Below are 17,771 nucleotides of genomic sequence, written 5' to 3'. Positions count from 1 at the left end.
CCAAAATTTTATTCTAAAATTAAATTTGAACTTTGCTTTTTATTCTCAGAGACAACAGCAATTTTACCAGGCTTTCCTCTCACAATGCATCCTTTTGAGACCTTTGCTCCAGAGCATATAATTGCATTTTCAACAACCGCACCATCTTCAATGTGGCTATTACTGAGAATTACAGAGTTTATGACCTTTGCATTTTTACCAACGTAGACATTGTAAGACAAAACCGAGTTGTAAACTTCGCCCCAGATGCAACACCCCTCAACTATCATGGACTTTTTCACATTTGCACCTGGGGCTATGTATTGGGGAGGATAGGCAATTGATGAAGTATATACCTTAAACTCATCATTATAAAGGTCTAAACTGCAGCAGCTGGGAGCATCTATTGGACAGCTTTCATTCAAAAGGTCCATATTTGCCTCCCAGTATGACTCAACCGTTCCAACGTCTTTCCAGTATCCTCTAAAAGGATAAGCAAATAGTTTTTCACCACCTTTTAACATCTTGGGGATAATATTTTTACCAAAATCATGGTCAGAATTTTCATCTTTTGCATCTTCTTTCAGATATCTCTTAAGAATTTCCCAGTTGAAGATATAAATTCCCATAGATGCAAGGTTGTTCTTCGGATGTCTTGGTTTTTCTTCAAATTCGTATATTCTATTATCTTCTCTGGTGTTCATGATACCAAACCTTGAAGCTTCTTGTATTGGTACTTCTATACAAGCAATTGTCACATCAGCCTTTTTCTCTTTATTGAATTTGAGCATCTCTTGATAGTTCATAGTATAGATATGGTCGCCTGACAGTACTAAAAGATACTCTGGTGAGAAAAGCTCGACAAAGTTCATATTTTGATAGATAGCATCTGCAGTTCCTTTGTACCAGTTTCCCCCACTGTCGTTTGTGTGAGGTGGCAGGATGTAAACACCGCCTTTTGTGCGATCCAAATCCCATGCAGTTCCGATTCCGATGTGACAGTGCAGTGTAAATGGCTGATACTGTGTCAAAACACCGACAACGTCAATTGATGAGTTTGTACAGTTGCTGAGAGTAAAGTCTATTATTCTGTACTTTCCCCCGAACTCTACCGCTGGCTTTGCATTTGCTTTAGTAAGTTCCTTTAACCTGCTTCCTTGACCACCTGCCAGAATCATTGCTATGATTTCACGTTTAAGGCCGTTCATCTTGTCCAATCACCTCTATTTGTATAACAATTTTATTCATCTGTAGCTTTTTCTTTTGTATCTTCAAAAAGTTCAACTGGTTTGAAGATTAGACATGAAAGAGATGGTAATCTAAATTCAATGCACTGGGGGTATCCATGCCAAACTTCATCAATAGTTTTTAATTTTTCTGTGTTTACTATATTATTACCACCAAATTCAGCTTTATCACTGTTAAATACTTCCAAATATATACCCTTTCTTGGCACACCTATTTTATAACTCTCATATGAAACAAGACCAAAGTTACAAATAACAACAAGGAAATCATCAGGGTCTTTTGAAAATCTCAAGTATGATATGACACTTTGCTCCCAGTTGTGAACATCTATCCATTTAAAACCATCCATTTTATGGTCAAGCTCCCACAGAGCTTTATTCTCTAAGTAAAATCTATTTAAACTCTTGACATAATGCTGAAGCATTCTATGCATGGGATAGTCCAAAAGCAGCCAATCCAAAGATGCATAAAATCTCCATTCAATGAACTGACCAAACTCACTGCCCATAAAAAGTAGCTTTTTGCCCGGATGTGTGTACATATAACCATAAAGAAGTCTTAAGTTTGCAAACTTTTGATTATATTCTCCTGGCATTTTATCAAGTAACGATTTTTTCCCATGTACAACCTCATCATGCGAAAATGGCAGGATGAAGTTTTCTGAAAAAGCATACATTATAGAAAATGTTAGGAGATTGTGATGATGTTTTCTTTCATCTGGGTAAAACTGCATGTATTTCAGCGTGTCATTCATCCATCCCATGTTCCATTTATAGTTAAATCCCAAGCCGCCATCATAAGTAGGGTATGTAACAAGTGGGAAAGCAGTAGACTCTTCCGCAATCATCAGAATATTTGGATATTTTGAAAAGATTGCTTTGTTTAGTTTTTTAAAAAACTCAATTCCTTCAATATTCTCATGTCCACCATACCTGTTTTTCTGATTGTTGTTCATGTAAATTATGTGCGAGACTGCATCAACTCTTATTCCATCAATATGGTACACATCGAACCAAAACATTGCACTTGAGATAAGAAAACTTTGCACCTGCGGCTTTGAAAAGTCAAATGTAGCTGTGCCCCAAGTGTAGTTTTCTCTCAAAAGCTCATCTTCATATTCATACAAGAATGTCCCGTCAAACCTGTAAAGTCCATGCTCATCTTTGCAAAAGTGAGCAGGTACCCAATCGACAATAACCCCAATTCCATTTTGGTGCATAATGTCGACAAAGTACATAAAGTCTTCAGGACGGCCATAGCGTGAGGTTACAGAAAAGTATCCTGTTGGCTGGTATCCCCAAGACATGTCCAAAGGATGCTCCAAAACTGGCAAAAGCTCAATGTGTGTGTAGTTCATTTCTTTAAGATAATCAACAAGCATGTGAGCAAGTTCACGGTAATTATAAAATTCACCAGCTTTTTCTACAGTGCCATCCTTTTTCATTTTCCATGAAGCAAGATGAAGCTCGTAAATATTGATGGGTTTGTCATAAGGAGGGGTAACCTTTCTTTTCTCCATCCACTCATGGTCATGCCATTCATAGTCTGGGATATTTTTGACAATTGATGCTGTGTTAGGTCTGACTTCTGAGTAGATTGCATAAGGGTCTGCTTTTAAAACTCTTTTTCCGTCAGCACCAATAATCTCATATTTGTAAAGCTCACCTTCTAGAAGCCCTTCGACAAACAGCCACCAAAACCCGCTACCATGTACTCTCATCATCTTGTGATTTTCGCCACACCAATTATTAAAGTCACCTACAAGAGATACACTTTTTGCATTTGGTGCCCAAACACAAAAAACAGTGCCTACTTTGCTTCTGTAATTTACAACCCTGCTTCCTAAGAATTTATAGCTTTCAAAATGCTCACCTGCTTCAAATCTTTTAATATCAGACAAATATATTGTAGATTTTACTTTTTTTATCATCAGTTTTACCTCCACTGATAGGAATTTGAGGGGGGTGAGATTAAATTTGCACAAAACACAGAAGAAATTAAGTACAAATTAGAATAGTAAGGTTGCTAAAAATTTTTACGCATAATTATATAAACCATACAAAACACACTTTGATTATAACATTACTGTAAAATTAAAGCAATAAGAAAATCTTTTCTCTAATATGTTTATACCCATAAAACAGAGCTTTAAATTTGATTTTGACTTGACTTATGTTGAGGGCTATAATAGTTATAAAAATGTAACTATTAATTTTTTAACCCAAGCTTTGATAGTTACAATTTTTTCAATAACTTATAAGTTGATAACTATAAAATGTAAAAAAATTTGTCAAAAAAGAAGGAGTGTTTGAAATATGAAAAAAGGAATCTTGTATTTGATGATTACTCTTATCTTTTTCAGTTCTTATGAGGTTGTTGGAAAAACCTTAGCAGGCATGGTGAATCCATATCAGCTGAACTTTATCAGATTCTTTTTTGGTGGACTTATTCTTTTGCCGATTGCAATAAAAAATTTACAGGACAAAAAAATTAAGCTTTCTAAAAGAGACATATTTTTTCTTGCTTTAATCGGTATAGTTAATGTAGTAATCAGTATGTCATGTTTACAATTAGGAATAAATATCACAAAAAAGGCAAGTTTAGCAGCTGTCATATTTAGTTCAAATCCGCTATTTGTAGCATTGTCAGCACATTTTATTTTGAACGAAAGATTGAATATACGAAAGATTATAGGAATGATAATTGGTATTGGAGGAATTGTAATAGTATTTTATAAGGATTTAATCATTGGCAAAGATTTTATTAAGGGAATTCTTCTTTTGATTTTGTCTGCAATAACATATGGGGTTTACACAACTATGGGGAAGAAGTTTACACAGAGAAGTAGCAGTATAATCATGAATTCGTTTTCATTTTTATTTGGAAGTATATTTTTATTGCCAATAATTCTGCTTAATCACTTTCCTCTATTTAGTATGCCGCTGAAAGCTATATTTCCAATGTTTTATTTGACCTTTTTTGTCACAGGGATAGCTTATTATACATACTTTTTAGGTCTGACATATACAAGCGCAGGAGCTGGTTCTATGATATTCTTCTTAAAACCTATTTTGGCAAGTATATTTGCAAGTATTTTTCTTTCTGAAAAGTTTTCTATAAACTTAATTTTAGGGACATTGGTAATACTTTTAGGAATTGGAATTCTCCAGTTTGCTGATAAAAAATCTTTGAAAATGCTGAGAAAACAACATGCAGTTAATTCTTAGCAAAATCTTGATGAAGGGAGTAGACTTAAGGTGGCAACATATATTGATGTTAATAACCCATTTGCAGCTTTGAAATCTAAAAATTTTAGATATTTTTGGATAGGTCAATGTATTTCATTAATTGGAACATGGCTTCAAAATACAGCTCTTTCATGGCTTGTGCTTACTCTGACAAAGTCAGCATTTTTAGTCGGTCTTTTTAATGCGCTGCAATTTACTCCTCAATTATTTTTGTCTTTATTTGCTGGAGCAATTATTGATCATTTTCCAAAGAAGAAGTTATTGATTATAACTCAAAGCTTGCTTATGATAGTTGCTTTTTTACTTTCATTTTTGATATGGACAAAGGTGATAAATTATCCTATCTTGCTTGTATTTGCTTTAGCTTTGGGGATTATAAACACCTTTGATATGCCAGCACGGCAGTCATTTGTAATTGAACTTGCTGGTCAAGAATTGCTAATTAATGCTGTTGCTTTAAACTCACTGAATTTTAACCTTGCAAGAGTGATAGGTCCTGCGATAGCAGGCATACTTCTCAAAAATGTTGGAATGAGTGTATGTTTTTTTCTCAATGGACTGAGTTTCATTGCAGTTTTAATAGGGCTGTTTTTGATTGACGTTGGTCTAAAACCTCTGAGTAAGACAAAGAGCAGAGGAATGTTCAAAGATATTTTGGAGGGTCTAAAATATACTAAAAATAACAGAGTCATACTTCAAACTATGATATTAATTTTAATAATGAATGTTTTCATTATGAATTTCAATGTATTAATACCATTGTATACAAAATATGTCTTACATAAAGATGAAGCAGGTTATGGTTTTTTGCTTTCTTCGATGGGCATAGGTGCTCTTTCGGGTGCACTTTTTGTTGCCTCTACAAGCAAAAAACTTGCTTTAAAAAGGTTGTATTTTTCATTAGTGATGTGTTCCTTGATTCTCATTTTTATAGGAATAAATAGGGATTATAAACTTTCTTCTTTTCTGTTTGCGTCGGTAGGTTTTTTCATGATATTGTTTACAACAACAGCAAATTCAACATTACAACTATCCTCTGCTGATGAGTACAGAGGAAGGGTAATGAGCTTATATACCTTAGTTTTTGCTGGTACAACCCCTATTGGTAGCTTGATTGCAGGGACATTTGCTCAGATTTTTAAAGTTGGTGGGGCATTTGTGATATGTGGTATTTTTTGTTTTGTGCTATTTATATTGGAATACTTGATTTTTGAAATTATTTTTGCTAAAGCTTGAAAAGATATATTGAGGAAATGTACAATATAATTAAAAATTGGTTACTTCTTTAAATTAATGGTGGAGAAAGATAGTATGAATAAGAATATTCACGAGGGGCACAGGCAAAGATTAAAAAGAAGATTTGTTGAAGAAGGTCTTGATAGTTTTGAAGACCATCAAGTTTTAGAGCTTCTTTTGTTTTTCAGCATTCCAAGAAGAGATACAAACGAAATAGCACACAGGTTAATTTCTACCTTTGGAAGTATTTCAAATGTATTTGAGGCTCACCCAAAAGAGCTTCAAAAAGTAGAGGGAGTTGGTGAAAACTCAGCAATTTTAATCTCTCTTATATCCCAAATAGCAAGAAGGTATCTTGCTGATAAAACGAGAAAGACATTTCAGCTTAAAAATGTAGAAGTGGCAGCAGAGTACATAAAAAGTCTGTTTGTGGGAAGAAAGAATGAGGTATTCTATGTAATATGTTTAGATACTCAATTAAACGTTATTCATTCTGTGCCACTTTTTGAAGGAACAGTAAAAGAAGCTGTTGTATATCCACGAAAGGTGGTTGAATGCGTTTTGCGATATAACGCAAGCAGCGTGATTTTGGCTCACAATCATCCAGGTGGTTCTGTAAAGCCTTCCATGGATGATATCAAGACAACTCAAAAGATTGTAAATGCTCTTTCGACAATAGGCGTTGCTGTCAATGACCATTTTATAGTGGCGAAAGGTGAATACTATAGCTTTGCGCAAAATGGAATGCTTCCAGAGCCACAGATTTAATCTTGTTAAGATGAAAATAAAGCGCTTTAACAAAATGGGGCTGCATATATGGATTTTACATTTTTATGCAGCCCATTTTTAGTAATTTTTTTACCTAAGCCCTGCAGCAATCGAGGCTGTCAGCTGATGCTGAGGGTCAATTTGACCATCTTTGTGACGAAGACCGTTGAATGTATACACATCAAAGTGTCCATTCATTCCATTTACAATTGTATCAAGGTTTGGACCGTAGCCATATCCACCGCTTCTGTTCGCAACATTTTGGTTGTAAGGCACACCATCTACTCCTGCATGTGGCATACCAGAAACTGACACAGCTATTCTTCTTCCTTTTACTTCAACTATGAACGGACGTCTTTCCCAACTCCAGCTGCCACCAAATATCTCTTTCATAATTTGAGTGTCTTTAAAGCTCAAGGTTTCAACATCTGCATGGCTTGCACCCATTGTTCTTTTTGCAAAAAAGTACTTTCCTGTCTGGATGTCAATAAACTTACCAACACTGCCGATGGGAAATACATAATTGCCTTGTGAAAACCAATCAAGCATTTCGACACCATTTTCGTTTGAATGCATAGCAACTGTATGAACCGGCACTTTTAAAGTTTGTCCTGCATAGATGTATGAGTTTTGGTTTATATTGTTTGCCTGCATAAGTTCATAGTCTGGTATTCCAAATTTTACTGCAATCGACCATATTGTATCTCCACTTTGCACCTTGTAATATGTATAGCTTACATAGTCACCTGAAGTATCAACAGGTAGAAAGGAGTAAAAGTAGCTGCTTGGTTTTGAGGTATCTGCAATGTCTTGCTTTATATCTACTGCCCATATTGAAACATAGCCAGTTCCTTTCTGTGTGGAAATTTTATAGAAATCTGCTTGCTTTCCAACAACATTTACAGTTTGCCCTTGAGTAAGATAAAATAGGTTTTGCGAAGATGAAGAAGGCGCAGCTTTTACGTACGTCCACCACTTTATTGTTCCAGTAATTTGAGCTAAATTGAGGTTCACTTTTTTTACAATTAGCTTTTGTCCCACATAGAGTGTATCATTTGTAAGATTATTAAAGTTCTTTATAGCTTCAATAGATGTTCTAAACGTTTGTGATAATATCCAGAGTGAATCACCGCTTTGAACACTGTAGACTATGTAATTTCCATTTGGCTTGAATATCATCCGCTTTCCGGATGTATAATGACGAAATTCAAATAAATTTAAGTAAGTTTTGAAAGTAGAATAAGGTACAAAAATTCTATTTTGTATAATTTGCATTGGTCCTTCCATATAAAAATATTTCCCATTGAACATAACAACATTGCTATCGAGTTTGAATATAAGTTCATTTTGGTCAATGATAAGCTTTGACTGAAGAAAGTTATAGTCTTTTGGATCAAAAGCAAAACTTCCGCCCAGTATCCTTGAAAGTTCATGAGGAGAGAGATAAGCTACTGAGCTTTTGTTAATAATGGTGATATAAGATAGCTTGCCATTTGAATCAAAAAACAGAGCCTCTTCTTTTTTAATATCAGAGGCAAGCGAAGGAGAGACTATGACTAAGGATAAGACTATAGCAGTAGTAACAAACAGCCAAAACCTTAATAGACTTTTCATAAAAACCCCGCCTCTTTCAAAAGTTTTAATATATTTTCATTATAAAGCCAGGTTTTTACTCAGCTCAAATGAAATACTTTCCAAAGTGACTGAGTGTCTAAAGATAACTTGTAAACTTTTACATAAGTTTTGTGGTATACTAATAATTGAAGAAATAATAGGAGATGATTGCAATGCCGGCAATCTCGGTTCTCAATAGTTCTTTGAAGAATGAGTTGGATAGAATATTGAACATAATTATTGAAAATTTCAATCCTGAAAAGGTGATACTGTTTGGGTCAATGGCAAATGGAAATTTTAATGAATCGAGCGATATTGACTTGGTGGTGATAATGCCTACTAATCTTAGGTTTATGGAGAGATTATTACATCTTGCACAGACTGTAAAACCTGAAGTACCTGTAGATTTTTTGGTCTATACTCCAGAAGAGGAAGAAGAATTTATAAAAAATAACCATTTATTTTACACAGAAGAAATTTTAAAAAAAGGAGTTATACTCTATGAAAAAAGGAAAAACTGAATTTGAACAATGGGTAATGTATGCAGAAAATGATCTAAAAGCTGCTGAAAAGCTGTTAAACTCAAAACTTTATAATATAGTATGTTTCCATTCTCAGCAGGCAATTGAGAAATATTTGAAAGCGTTTTTGGTATATAATGGTGTAAATCCACCCCGAACACATAGTATAGTAAATTTAATAGAGATGTGTGCAAATATTGAAAAAGATTTTGAAAAATTTAAAGAAGAGGCGCGCATAATAGATGTTTTCTACATTCCCTCAAGGTATCCCAACGCGCCTCTTGGAAGCCTTCCGGATGGTTTGCCGAACAAAGATGATGCAGAAAGAGCATTTGAAATTGCTCAAAAAATTTGTGAATTTGTAAAAAATCTATTGCCAAATTAAGATTCAGAAATATTTTTCATCAAATTTGCCATCTCCAGGGCAGAGAGGGCTGCGTCAAATCCTTTGTTTCCTGCTTTTGTACCCGCTCTTTCTATTGCCTGGTCGACTGTGTCACATGTCAGAACACCAAATATAACTGGAACCTCTTGTTCTAAAGAGACGTTTGCAATGCCTTTTGATACTTCTGCGCTTACATACTCAAAATGTGGTGTGCTGCCGCGAATTACTGCACCAAGTGCAATTATTGCATTGTATTTTTTTGACTTTGCAAGCTTTTTAGCAACAAGTGGTATTTCAAAAGCACCTGGTACATAATACACATCAATATTTTCACTGTCAACATCATGCCGAGAAAGACCATCCAAGCACCCTTTTAAAAGTTCATCTGTAATAAATGAGTTAAATCTTGAGACCACAATTGCAAATTTCAAATCTTTTCCACAAAAGCTTCCTTCAAAAGTTCTCAAAGCCATCCTCTCCTTTTATTAAGATTTCATGCTTTTTCTTTAATATTTTCGAATGTATATATTTCCTGTTATATGGATTTATCACGATTGGAATAGATATTCTCTTTAAAATCTCGATTCCTAAGTCTTGCAAAAAAGAAACTTTTTCAGGGTTAGATGTTGCAAGATTTATTTTCTTTATTCCAAAGAACCTTAAAATATGCAAAGCATCAAAGTAATCTCTCAAATCGTCGTCAAAGCCAAGTAGATTGTTTGCCTCATAGGTATCAAAGCCTTGCTCTTGAAGTGCGTAAGCTTTAATCTTATTGGCAAATCCAATTCCTCTTCCTTCCTGGTCAAGGTAAATGAGCATGCAGTTTTTATTCTCTGCCATAAAATGCAAGAAAAATTCAAGCTGTTGGTGACAATCACACCTCAAACTGTGAAAAACATCTCCTGTTTTGCACGAAGAATGTATTCTAACATTTACAGGCTGGCTTGGGTTAAAAGTCTGGTTTATCAGCACAGCATGTTCTTTTTGCGAAAAATAGTTTTTGAAAACAAAAATCTTAAACTTTCCATACTGTGTGGGAAGGTTTGCTTCAGCTTCTTTTTGGACTGTGGGCCGGTTTAATAAAATATATTTTTCAATCTCATCAATTGTGGTAATAGGTATTGAAAATCTCTTTGCTAAATTTTTTACATACTCTTTGTTATGGCTATCTCCTTTTTCGTCTAAGATTTCAATCATCACTGCAGCAGGAAAAAGCTCTGAGATTCTGCAAAGTTCAACAGCAGCTTCTGTATGACCTTTTCTTGCAAGAACACCTCCTTCATGAGCAACAACAGGATTTACATGCCCAGGAATTTTAAAGTCAGAAGCCGTTGCTTTTGGGTTTGCAAGTTCTTTGCTTGTTTTGCTTCTCTCGATAGCAGTTATACCTGTTTTTGTGTCTTTGTGGTCAACAGTAACTGTAAAAGTGCAGGTGTTTTGAGTATTGTAAGGAACGTATAAATTCAAGCGCCTTTGAATTTCTTTGTCTATGGCCACACAGAACATTCCTTTAGCGTGATTTAAAACAAAGCTTATTTTATCTGGTGTTGAAAACTGAGCAGGCAAAATTAAATCTGCCTCATCTTCACGGTTTTGGCTGTCAAATACTATTACAAACTTTCCACTTTTAAAGTTCTGTATTACATCTTTTAAATCATACATGTCTATCACCTCAAATTCTCCTTTACAATCTTTGCAATGTAGTCAAATTCAATGTTTACCCAGCTACCTACCTTTTTGTACTTCAAGGTAGTATTTTCGATAGTGTGTGGAATCAAAGATATTGTAAAGTATGTGTCAAAGACATCTACAACTGTAAGAGAAATACCATCAATTGCAACAGAACCTTTTCTGATAACAAGGCCTTTAAAATCTTCAGATGGTTTTATTCCAATTATTCTACTTTTTCCCCGAATTTTTTGCATGCAGATTGTGCCAATACAGTCAACATGACCAAGGACAATGTGACCGCCAATTCTGTCTCCCATCTTCAAAGCAGGCTGCAGGTTTACAGGCATCCCCTCTTTTAAAAATTTAAGCGTGGTCCTTTCAATTGTTTCAGGTGACAGGTCAAAGTCAAATTTGCCACTCGAGATATTTGTAACAGTCAGGCACACACCATCAACTGCTATGCTGTCACCAATTTTTGCATCTATCTTTTTCACTTCTATACTCAGCTTTACAATATCTTCAATTTTTCTCATTAGAACAACCCTGCTAACCTCTTCAACAATGCCGCTAAACATAACTTATTTCTCCTTCAATAATAGTTGAGTTTTTAAATGTTGTAACTTTTGTATTTGCAAGCTTTGGGAAAAACTGTTCAAAGCCTTCTGCACCAACTACACCTTTTGTGTTCTGTCCACCTATGAAAACATTGAATATCAATGAATACCAGTAATCTGCAATTCTTTGCTTCAAAAGAGAAAAATTAAGAAAGCTTCCTCCCTCAACAAGTACTGATACTATCTTTTGCTGTGCAAGTTTTGAAAGTGCATCTAAAAGGTCAAGATGGCCATCTTCTGATGACTTTGCAAAGATAATTTTTATTCCTTTTTGAGAAAGAAATTCTATTTTTTGAGTATCATTTACATTTTCGCTGCACACAGTGTAGGTAGAATATTCATCAGAAGTTTTTACAATATTGGATTCAACAGGAATTCGAAGCTTTGAATCAAGCACAACTCTTATGGGCTGTCTTACAATCTGGCCATACCTTGCATTTAAAATTGGGTTATCTGAAATTACAGTATTTACAGAAACCATTGTTGCCATATATTTTTGCCGAAGACTGTGTACAAAGACGTTTTCATCTTCTGTGTTAAATATAAATCTTTCACCTGACGGTTTTGCAATTTTGCCGTCAATACTCTGGGCAACTTTTATAGCGATATAAGGAATGCCTGTCTTCATATATTTAAAAAATTCTTTGTTTACACTTTCTGCTTCTTTTTCTAAAATGCCCTCTACAACTTTAATTCCGTGCTGTTTTAAAATTTGTATGCCCTTGCCATTGACAAGAGGATTTGGGTCTTTGGTGGCAACCACAACTTTTTTAATGCCACTTTTTATAATTGCGTCTGTACAAGGTGGCTGTTTACCAAAATGACAACAGGGTTCTAAAGAGACATACATTGTTGAGTTTTTGAGACTATGGCCATTTTTTATTGCATCCTCGATTGCTAAAACTTCAGCATGTTTTTCACCATACTTTTGGTGATATCCCTTTCCGATTATTGTTCCGTTTTTTACAATCACGGATCCAACTCTTGGGTTTGGCAGCACCAAAGGAGAAGCTTTCTTTGCCAGCTCAAGTGCTATGTGCATGTAATAGCTGTGCGATAGGCACTTCAATAATATCCTCCCCTCCAACGAAAATTGATACACAAAAAATTAAAGCCTCGAAAGTGCTTTTCCACCTTCGAGGCTTGCAATCTTTTACAAGATGTATAAGAAAATCATCCTTACACATCCATTCCTTCTCCCATCCGGACTGTAACCGTTGGCACCGGAATTCCACCGGTTCTGCAAAAGCCAGAAAGGCTTTTGCTCGCGGGCTTTTACCGCCAGTGGGGAATTTCACCCCGCCCCGAAGGATGGACATTGAACAGAGATTTATGTTCAATTTTACATTTCATTATATTCGTAAATTTACGAAATTTCAATAGCAAAATTTACCTTATCCAAACTTTGTAGACTACAGCAAGGCTTAAGACCAATAATGGAACGCCAAAATATATTATCTCAAAATTTCTTGCTTGTAATTCCTACAATCAAAAACACAATAATACTCAAAATTATACCAAAAGCTAAAAATAGCCCTAAAAATTTTTTAAAATTTTTCGCAGACTTTGTTCCAAAAACAAAGGGGAAAAGAATAAACTCTACAATTAAAATCAAAAATACACCAAGAACAATTGTTCCAACTATATAAAAAGCATTTTTTTCAAGAATTGAACTGATTACAGAGCCAATAGTAGCTAATATAACAAGTATGTAAAAGAAAATCCTATAAATTCTCAACAATTTTTCATTCATTTTACAGTTTTCCTCCAAAGAACTTTATTACCATCTAATATTTATGAAAACTCCAGCACCTACTTTAGCAGCAAGCCCGCCACCTATTGATATTCCGCTTGATAAAAATTTAAGTTTACCTTCTGCTCCCCACGCACCAGCATAACCTTTTCCACCAACTTCGACAGTAATGCCACCAATACTAAACTCAAAACTTTGTCTATCTCCCCTTATTTTAGCATTTTTCTCATTTCAAATTCAAGTTCATTCTCGTAACCTTTGAATAGTACTTTATCAATGTCTTCCTTGTTAAAGAAAATGTTGTAATCAGCCGAAAAGTTTCCCTCAAGATAAAAACAAGCAACATAATCAAATTCATGACCCGTTCGTGAATTGAACTGTTTTCGACCATAAATCATTAATGGTTTATTTCCACCTTTTAGAACGACTACACTTCCAATTGGAAGCCATTCGCTTTCCATCTTAATCACCTCCATAACCTTTATTTCCACTTTATCAAAGAAAGAAACATCAATGGATGTTTTAGTAATATATAGTTAAAAATTAAAATACCCTAACTTGCTATTTTTAAAAATTTTGTTGATAAACCAACTACCAATGTGATAAAGTATATAACAAAGAGAAATCGAAATCGGTTACAATATCTGATGTTTATAAAGATGAGAAAACAAAGAGAATTAGGGGGTGAAATTTTTGCCATCAATTGAAGATGTTGCAAAAAGGGCTGGTGTGTCAAAAGCCACAGTTTCAAGGGTTTTGAACAACAGTGCAAATGTATCAGAAAAAAAGAGAAAGGCTGTGCTTGATGCAATAAAGGCTTTGAACTATACTCCAAACGTCACTGCAAAGAACTTGGCAAAGAGAAAAACTGAAACTGTGGGAATCATAATCCAGTCGCTGAGCGGTTGGTTTTACGGTGAGGTGGTTGACCTTCTTAACAATTACATATCAAAACGAGGTTATGGTGCAATATTTTGCCAAATTTCAGACAATATAGACTATTTTAAATTTCTTGTCGGCAGGGTTGATGGAATAATTGTGTTTGGATACAAAACCATTAACAGAGAGTCACTGAGGCTTTTAAAAGCTAACAATGTGCCAGTGGTACTTGCAGAGAATAACACCGAATATTCAGATGTGCCGCGGATAAATGTAAACAACTTCCAAGGTGGATACATGGCAGCAAAGTACTTAATAGACAAAGGTTGTAAAAAGATTGCTCATATTTTAGGCCCCTCAGATTCTTTTGAAAGCCTTGCAAGGTTTGAAGGATATAAAGCAGCCTTGAGTGATGCTGGAATTGAATTTGATGGAAGACTTTGCATTGAAGGAGATTTTATGTTTCAAAAGGCATATGAGAATATAAAAAAGCTTGTTTGCCTACAGCAGATTGATGGCATATTTGCAGCAAATGATGTAATGGCATATGCAAGCATATATGCTTTAAATGAGATGGACATTAAGGTTCCCCAGCAAATCAAAGTTGTGGGTTTTGACGATGTAGATATATTTGGGTTGAGACTTAGCAAGATGCCAAAGCTCACAACAGTTCGTCAACCAATTGATTTAATGGTCAAAACTGCCTGTGATATTCTTTTTGACAAAATAAATAACCCTGAGAAAAAATTTGAAAGCGAGTATGTATTGGATACTCAGCTGGTTGTGAGAGAGTCTGCTTAAAAAGAAATTATTTTGGAAAGGGGAGGTTGTTCAAAATGTACTTTATTGGAATTGATGTCGGAACATCAGGTACGAAGACCATTTTGACGGATTCAAAAGGGAACATCTTAGCTACAGCTACTTTTGAGTATCCTCTTTACCAGCCTCAGATTAGTTGGGCTGAGCAAAACCCTGAAGACTGGTGGGATGCAAGTGTTAAAGGAATTAAAGCTGTGCTTGAAAAGTCCAAGGTAAACCCCAAGGAAGTCAAAGCTGTGGGACTTACCGGGCAGATGCACGGGCTTGTGATGCTTGACAAGAACTACAACGTCATAAGACCATCAATCATTTGGTGTGACCAGAGGACAGCAAAAGAATGTGATGAGATAACAGAAAGAGTTGGTAGGCAGAGGCTTATTGAGATAACAGCAAACCCTGCTTTAACAGGTTTTACTGCTTCTAAGATATTGTGGGTAAGAAACAATGAACCACAAAACTATGAAAAGGTTTATAAGATTTTATTGCCAAAGGACTATATAAGATTTAAGCTCACAGGCGAATTTGCAACAGATGTATCTGATGCTTCTGGTATGCAGCTTTTAGATATCAAAAATAGGTGCTGGTCTGATGAGGTGTTGCAAAAACTTGAAATAGACAAAGAACTCTTAGGTAGAGTGTATGAATCACCAGAGGTAACAGGGACGATATCAGAAGAAGCAAGCAAAATAACAGGTCTTGCGAAAGGAACACTTGTTGTTGCAGGTGGAGGAGACCAGGCAGCAGGTGCTGTTGGAAATGGAATTGTAAGAACAGGTGTTGTATCGTCAACAATTGGTTCATCCGGTGTTGTTTTCGCACACTTAGATGACTTTAGAATTGACCCTGAGGGTAGAGTTCATACGTTTTGTCATGCTGTGCCCGGCAAGTGGCATGTTATGGGCGTGACGCAGGGTGCAGGGCTTTCTTTAAAGTGGTTTAGAGACAACTTTGCTCACATCGAAAAGGCTGCATTTGAGTTTATTGACAAAGACCCATACATCTTGATGGACCAAGAAGCAGAGCTTGCAAACCCAGGAGCAGATGGACTTGTGTTTTTACCATACCTTATGGGAGAGAGAACACCAATCTTAGATCCCTTTGCAAAAGGGATTTTCTTTGGGATAACAGCAAAGCATACAAGAAGAGAATTTATAAGAGCTGTTATGGAAGGAGTTGTATTTTCTCTTAAAAACTGTCTTGACATCTTGGTTGAGATGGGGATTGAGATAAAAGAAATAAGAGTCTCTGGCGGTGGTGCAAAGAGCAAACTCTGGAGACAGATGCAGGCAGACATATTTGAAATGGATGTGTGGACGTTAAATTCCAAAGAAGGTCCTGCATTTGGTGCAGCTATCTTGGCGGCTGTTGGTGCAGGGGAGTATACTTCAGTTGAAGAAGCATGTGATGCAATGATTCAAAAAGTAGATGTATGCAGGCCTAATAAAGAATTGTTTGATGTTTACAGAAAGACTTACAAGCTCTACAATAGTATATATCCGCGAGTAAAAGATTTGTTTAGGCAATAAATTCACTAGAAGCAGCTGAACTTGGTATATAATTCAAAAAAAGGGGGCTATAAGCCCTCTTTTTTTGCTATTTTTCTTAAAGGAGTTTTACGAAGTTTGTCGAAATAAATAGTTATGTGAGTTTTTTGACAGAAGGTAACAACAGTTGAAAATAACCAAAATGACATAATTTTGATTGGGTGATTATAGATATTGTAGAGTATACAAAGAGTTAAAGAAACATACAGCATCAGCAGGAGTACATTAAAATAAATTGGGCAAAGGAAGGGTTGATAACTCCGGTTAGGACACCAAAAGGGAGAAGAAGGTACAAAAAAGAAGATATAGAGAAATTATTAGGCATGCTGGAAGAAAAACAAAAAACCAAAGTAGTTTTGTATGCAAGAGTATTTACAAAGAAACAGGAAGAGTATCTTAAGAATCAAATTAGAAGGCTTGAAGAATACACTAATTCCCAGGGATGGCAGCATGAAGTCATACATGAAATAGCAAGTGGGGGTAAATGAAAAGAGAAGAGGGTAATTTATGCTTTTGAACAAGATAAAAAGAGGTGGCAAAAAGAGTTGATAACAATACAAGCTAAACTTACTTTTCCAAGCAGGGAAGACAAACAAACAGTGTTGGATTTAATGAGAAGATGGTCATCCTGCGTAAGATTCGCATATAACAGGCTTTTAGAAGGCTGGGATAGAAACACAATAAAAAGAGAGCTGCAGGGGGTTTTTAATTTAAATTCGAGGTATGTGGATGATGCGATAATGAAAGCAAAAAGCATTTTGACCTCATGCAAAGAAAGAGGAGAAAATCCCAGGAAGGTCATTTTTGGTGGCAGGCAGCTTTTTGAAAAGCTAAAGAGGAGGCACATAAACGGCGAACAATACAGGAAACTTCAACGTAAGTGGCGGGAGAAGCGGAAGGGGAATTTGTATTCAAGAGGAGACAGGAGCAAGAAAGGTAATCTCAATACAAGGATTGAGATAGATGAAGATTGTACAAAACTTAGAATCAACGTAGGAGAAAAGGAGTACGTATATGCAACGATACAGCCTGGATGGAAGATAAAAGATGGAACGTACATTGATAGAAATCAACTTCTTGAGGCGATAAGTATTTCTGGACAGCCTTATTCTGTCCAGCTGAAACTTAAAAGTGGTGTAGTATACGCCTATTTCACTGTTGAAGAGGAATTTCCAAAGGCTAAGATAACAAAAGCGAATGGAGTTATAGGGATAGACACTAATGCATATCCAAAGAATGTTGCATGGGTAGAAACAGACGAGTACGGACAGTTTCTGGGATATGGCAGGATACCACTTGAGAAGCTTGAAAGTGGCAGCTTTGAAAAAAGAGAGTATTACAGGTGGCAGTATGCACACATGATAGTACAAATGGCGAAAGAGAAGCAAAAAGCCATAGTGATTGAGAGCCTTAGCATACAGGACAGGGGCAGAAGAGGAGACTTTTCAGGCAGAAAATCAAGACGGATAAGGCATTATTTTGGGGGCAAAGC

16 protein-coding genes, 2 pseudogenes and 1 riboswitch are annotated in these 17,771 nt (G+C 35.6%); of the genes and pseudogenes, 9 read left to right on the top strand and 9 right to left on the bottom strand.

Annotation, left to right across the window (positions count from 1 at the left end):
* Positions 1 to 8: 8 nt before the first annotated feature.
* Together H964_RS07505 and glgB are read right to left on the bottom strand one after the other, a co-directional pair.
* On the bottom strand, positions 9 to 1,187 hold the full coding sequence (locus tag H964_RS07505) for a glucose-1-phosphate adenylyltransferase (protein ID WP_039766267.1): 1,179 nt from the start codon (positions 1,185 to 1,187) through the stop codon (positions 9 to 11).
* 32 nt (positions 1,188 to 1,219) lie between these two features.
* Positions 1,220 to 3,157 (bottom strand): 1,4-alpha-glucan branching protein GlgB, encoded by a 1,938-nt coding sequence (gene glgB / locus H964_RS07500; protein ID WP_039766265.1) that lies wholly within the window; start codon positions 3,155 to 3,157, stop codon positions 1,220 to 1,222.
* 385 nt (positions 3,158 to 3,542) lie between these two features.
* Between glgB and H964_RS07495 the strand changes: the two genes are divergently transcribed.
* The 3 genes from H964_RS07495 to radC all read left to right on the top strand — a co-directional run bounded on the left by H964_RS07495 (position 3,543) and on the right by radC (position 6,479).
* Positions 3,543 to 4,454 carry a DMT family transporter gene (locus H964_RS07495; RefSeq protein ID WP_039766263.1) on the top strand — a complete coding sequence of 304 codons (912 nt, stop codon included), beginning with the start codon at positions 3,543 to 3,545 and terminating at the stop codon, positions 4,452 to 4,454.
* A gap of 30 nt (positions 4,455 to 4,484) precedes the next feature.
* Positions 4,485 to 5,711, top strand: coding sequence for an MFS transporter (locus H964_RS07490; protein ID WP_039766262.1), 1,227 nt, complete (start codon positions 4,485 to 4,487; stop codon positions 5,709 to 5,711).
* 75 nt (positions 5,712 to 5,786) lie between these two features.
* Complete coding sequence (radC, locus tag H964_RS07485; protein WP_011916355.1) at positions 5,787 to 6,479, top strand: RadC family protein; 693 nt, start codon at positions 5,787 to 5,789, stop codon at positions 6,477 to 6,479.
* Between the two features lie 90 nt (positions 6,480 to 6,569).
* Here the strand turns inward: radC and H964_RS07480 are convergent, their stop codons facing one another.
* Entirely contained in the window at positions 6,570 to 8,093 is a 1,524-nt protein-coding gene (locus tag H964_RS07480; protein ID WP_039766261.1) for a LysM peptidoglycan-binding domain-containing protein, read from the bottom strand.
* 173 nt (positions 8,094 to 8,266) lie between these two features.
* Between H964_RS07480 and H964_RS07475 the strand changes: the two genes are divergently transcribed.
* Together H964_RS07475 and H964_RS07470 are read left to right on the top strand one after the other, a co-directional pair.
* Complete coding sequence (locus H964_RS07475) at positions 8,267 to 8,614, top strand: nucleotidyltransferase domain-containing protein (protein WP_011916357.1); 348 nt, start codon at positions 8,267 to 8,269, stop codon at positions 8,612 to 8,614.
* Positions 8,595 to 8,999, top strand: coding sequence for a HEPN domain-containing protein (locus H964_RS07470; RefSeq protein WP_039766260.1), 405 nt, complete (start codon positions 8,595 to 8,597; stop codon positions 8,997 to 8,999). Before H964_RS07475 ends, H964_RS07470 begins: the two co-directional genes overlap by 20 nt.
* Here H964_RS07470 and ribH read toward each other — a convergent pair.
* From ribH to H964_RS07440, 6 genes are all read right to left on the bottom strand, one after another.
* Entirely contained in the window at positions 8,996 to 9,466 is a 471-nt protein-coding gene (gene ribH, locus H964_RS07465; protein ID WP_039766258.1) for a 6,7-dimethyl-8-ribityllumazine synthase, read from the bottom strand. The two genes, H964_RS07470 and ribH, sit on opposite strands and share 4 nt — an antisense overlap.
* Positions 9,453 to 10,661: a GTP cyclohydrolase II RibA gene (ribA, locus tag H964_RS07460; RefSeq protein WP_039766329.1), complete on the bottom strand. Its 1,209-nt coding sequence runs from the start codon at positions 10,659 to 10,661 to the stop codon at positions 9,453 to 9,455. The genes ribH and ribA overlap by 14 nt, the downstream gene beginning before the upstream one ends.
* Positions 10,662 to 10,666: 5 nt before the next feature.
* Positions 10,667 to 11,245, bottom strand: a complete 579-nt coding sequence (locus H964_RS07455; protein WP_011916361.1) for a riboflavin synthase — start codon at positions 11,243 to 11,245, stop codon at positions 10,667 to 10,669.
* Positions 11,238 to 12,353, bottom strand: coding sequence for a bifunctional diaminohydroxyphosphoribosylaminopyrimidine deaminase/5-amino-6-(5-phosphoribosylamino)uracil reductase RibD (ribD, locus tag H964_RS07450; protein ID WP_039766255.1), 1,116 nt, complete (start codon positions 12,351 to 12,353; stop codon positions 11,238 to 11,240). The genes H964_RS07455 and ribD overlap by 8 nt, the downstream gene beginning before the upstream one ends.
* 118 nt (positions 12,354 to 12,471) lie before the next feature.
* Positions 12,472 to 12,600, bottom strand: a riboswitch (FMN riboswitch).
* 143 nt (positions 12,601 to 12,743) lie between these two features.
* Positions 12,744 to 13,037 carry a hypothetical protein gene (locus H964_RS07445; RefSeq protein WP_011916363.1) on the bottom strand — a complete coding sequence of 98 codons (294 nt, stop codon included), beginning with the start codon at positions 13,035 to 13,037 and terminating at the stop codon, positions 12,744 to 12,746.
* Between the two features lie 209 nt (positions 13,038 to 13,246).
* On the bottom strand, positions 13,247 to 13,498 hold the full coding sequence (locus H964_RS07440; protein WP_011916364.1) for a DUF4176 domain-containing protein: 252 nt from the start codon (positions 13,496 to 13,498) through the stop codon (positions 13,247 to 13,249).
* Positions 13,499 to 13,721: 223 nt separating this feature from the next.
* Between H964_RS07440 and H964_RS07435 the strand changes: the two genes are divergently transcribed.
* The 4 genes and pseudogenes from H964_RS07435 to H964_RS07420 form a co-directional block, all read left to right on the top strand.
* The gene (locus H964_RS07435) at positions 13,722 to 14,717 is read left to right on the top strand and encodes a LacI family DNA-binding transcriptional regulator (RefSeq protein WP_237738237.1); all 996 of its coding nucleotides are present in this window, start codon (positions 13,722 to 13,724) and stop codon (positions 14,715 to 14,717) included.
* Between the two features lie 35 nt (positions 14,718 to 14,752).
* Positions 14,753 to 16,261 (top strand): xylulokinase, encoded by a 1,509-nt coding sequence (xylB, locus tag H964_RS07430; protein ID WP_039766249.1) that lies wholly within the window; start codon positions 14,753 to 14,755, stop codon positions 16,259 to 16,261.
* A 201-nt stretch (positions 16,262 to 16,462) separates the two neighbouring features.
* Positions 16,463 to 16,780: pseudogene (locus H964_RS07425) on the top strand (MerR family DNA-binding transcriptional regulator); the annotation flags it as partial.
* Between the two features lie 44 nt (positions 16,781 to 16,824).
* Positions 16,825 to 17,771: pseudogene (locus tag H964_RS07420) on the top strand (IS200/IS605 family element transposase accessory protein TnpB); the annotation flags it as partial.

This window comes from Caldicellulosiruptor sp. F32 (assembly GCF_000404025.1).
GTDB lineage: Bacteria > Bacillota > Thermoanaerobacteria > Caldicellulosiruptorales > Caldicellulosiruptoraceae > Caldicellulosiruptor > Caldicellulosiruptor saccharolyticus.
Note: the sequence above shows the minus strand (reverse complement) of the source record. Positions and strands in the feature narration are given on the sequence as shown.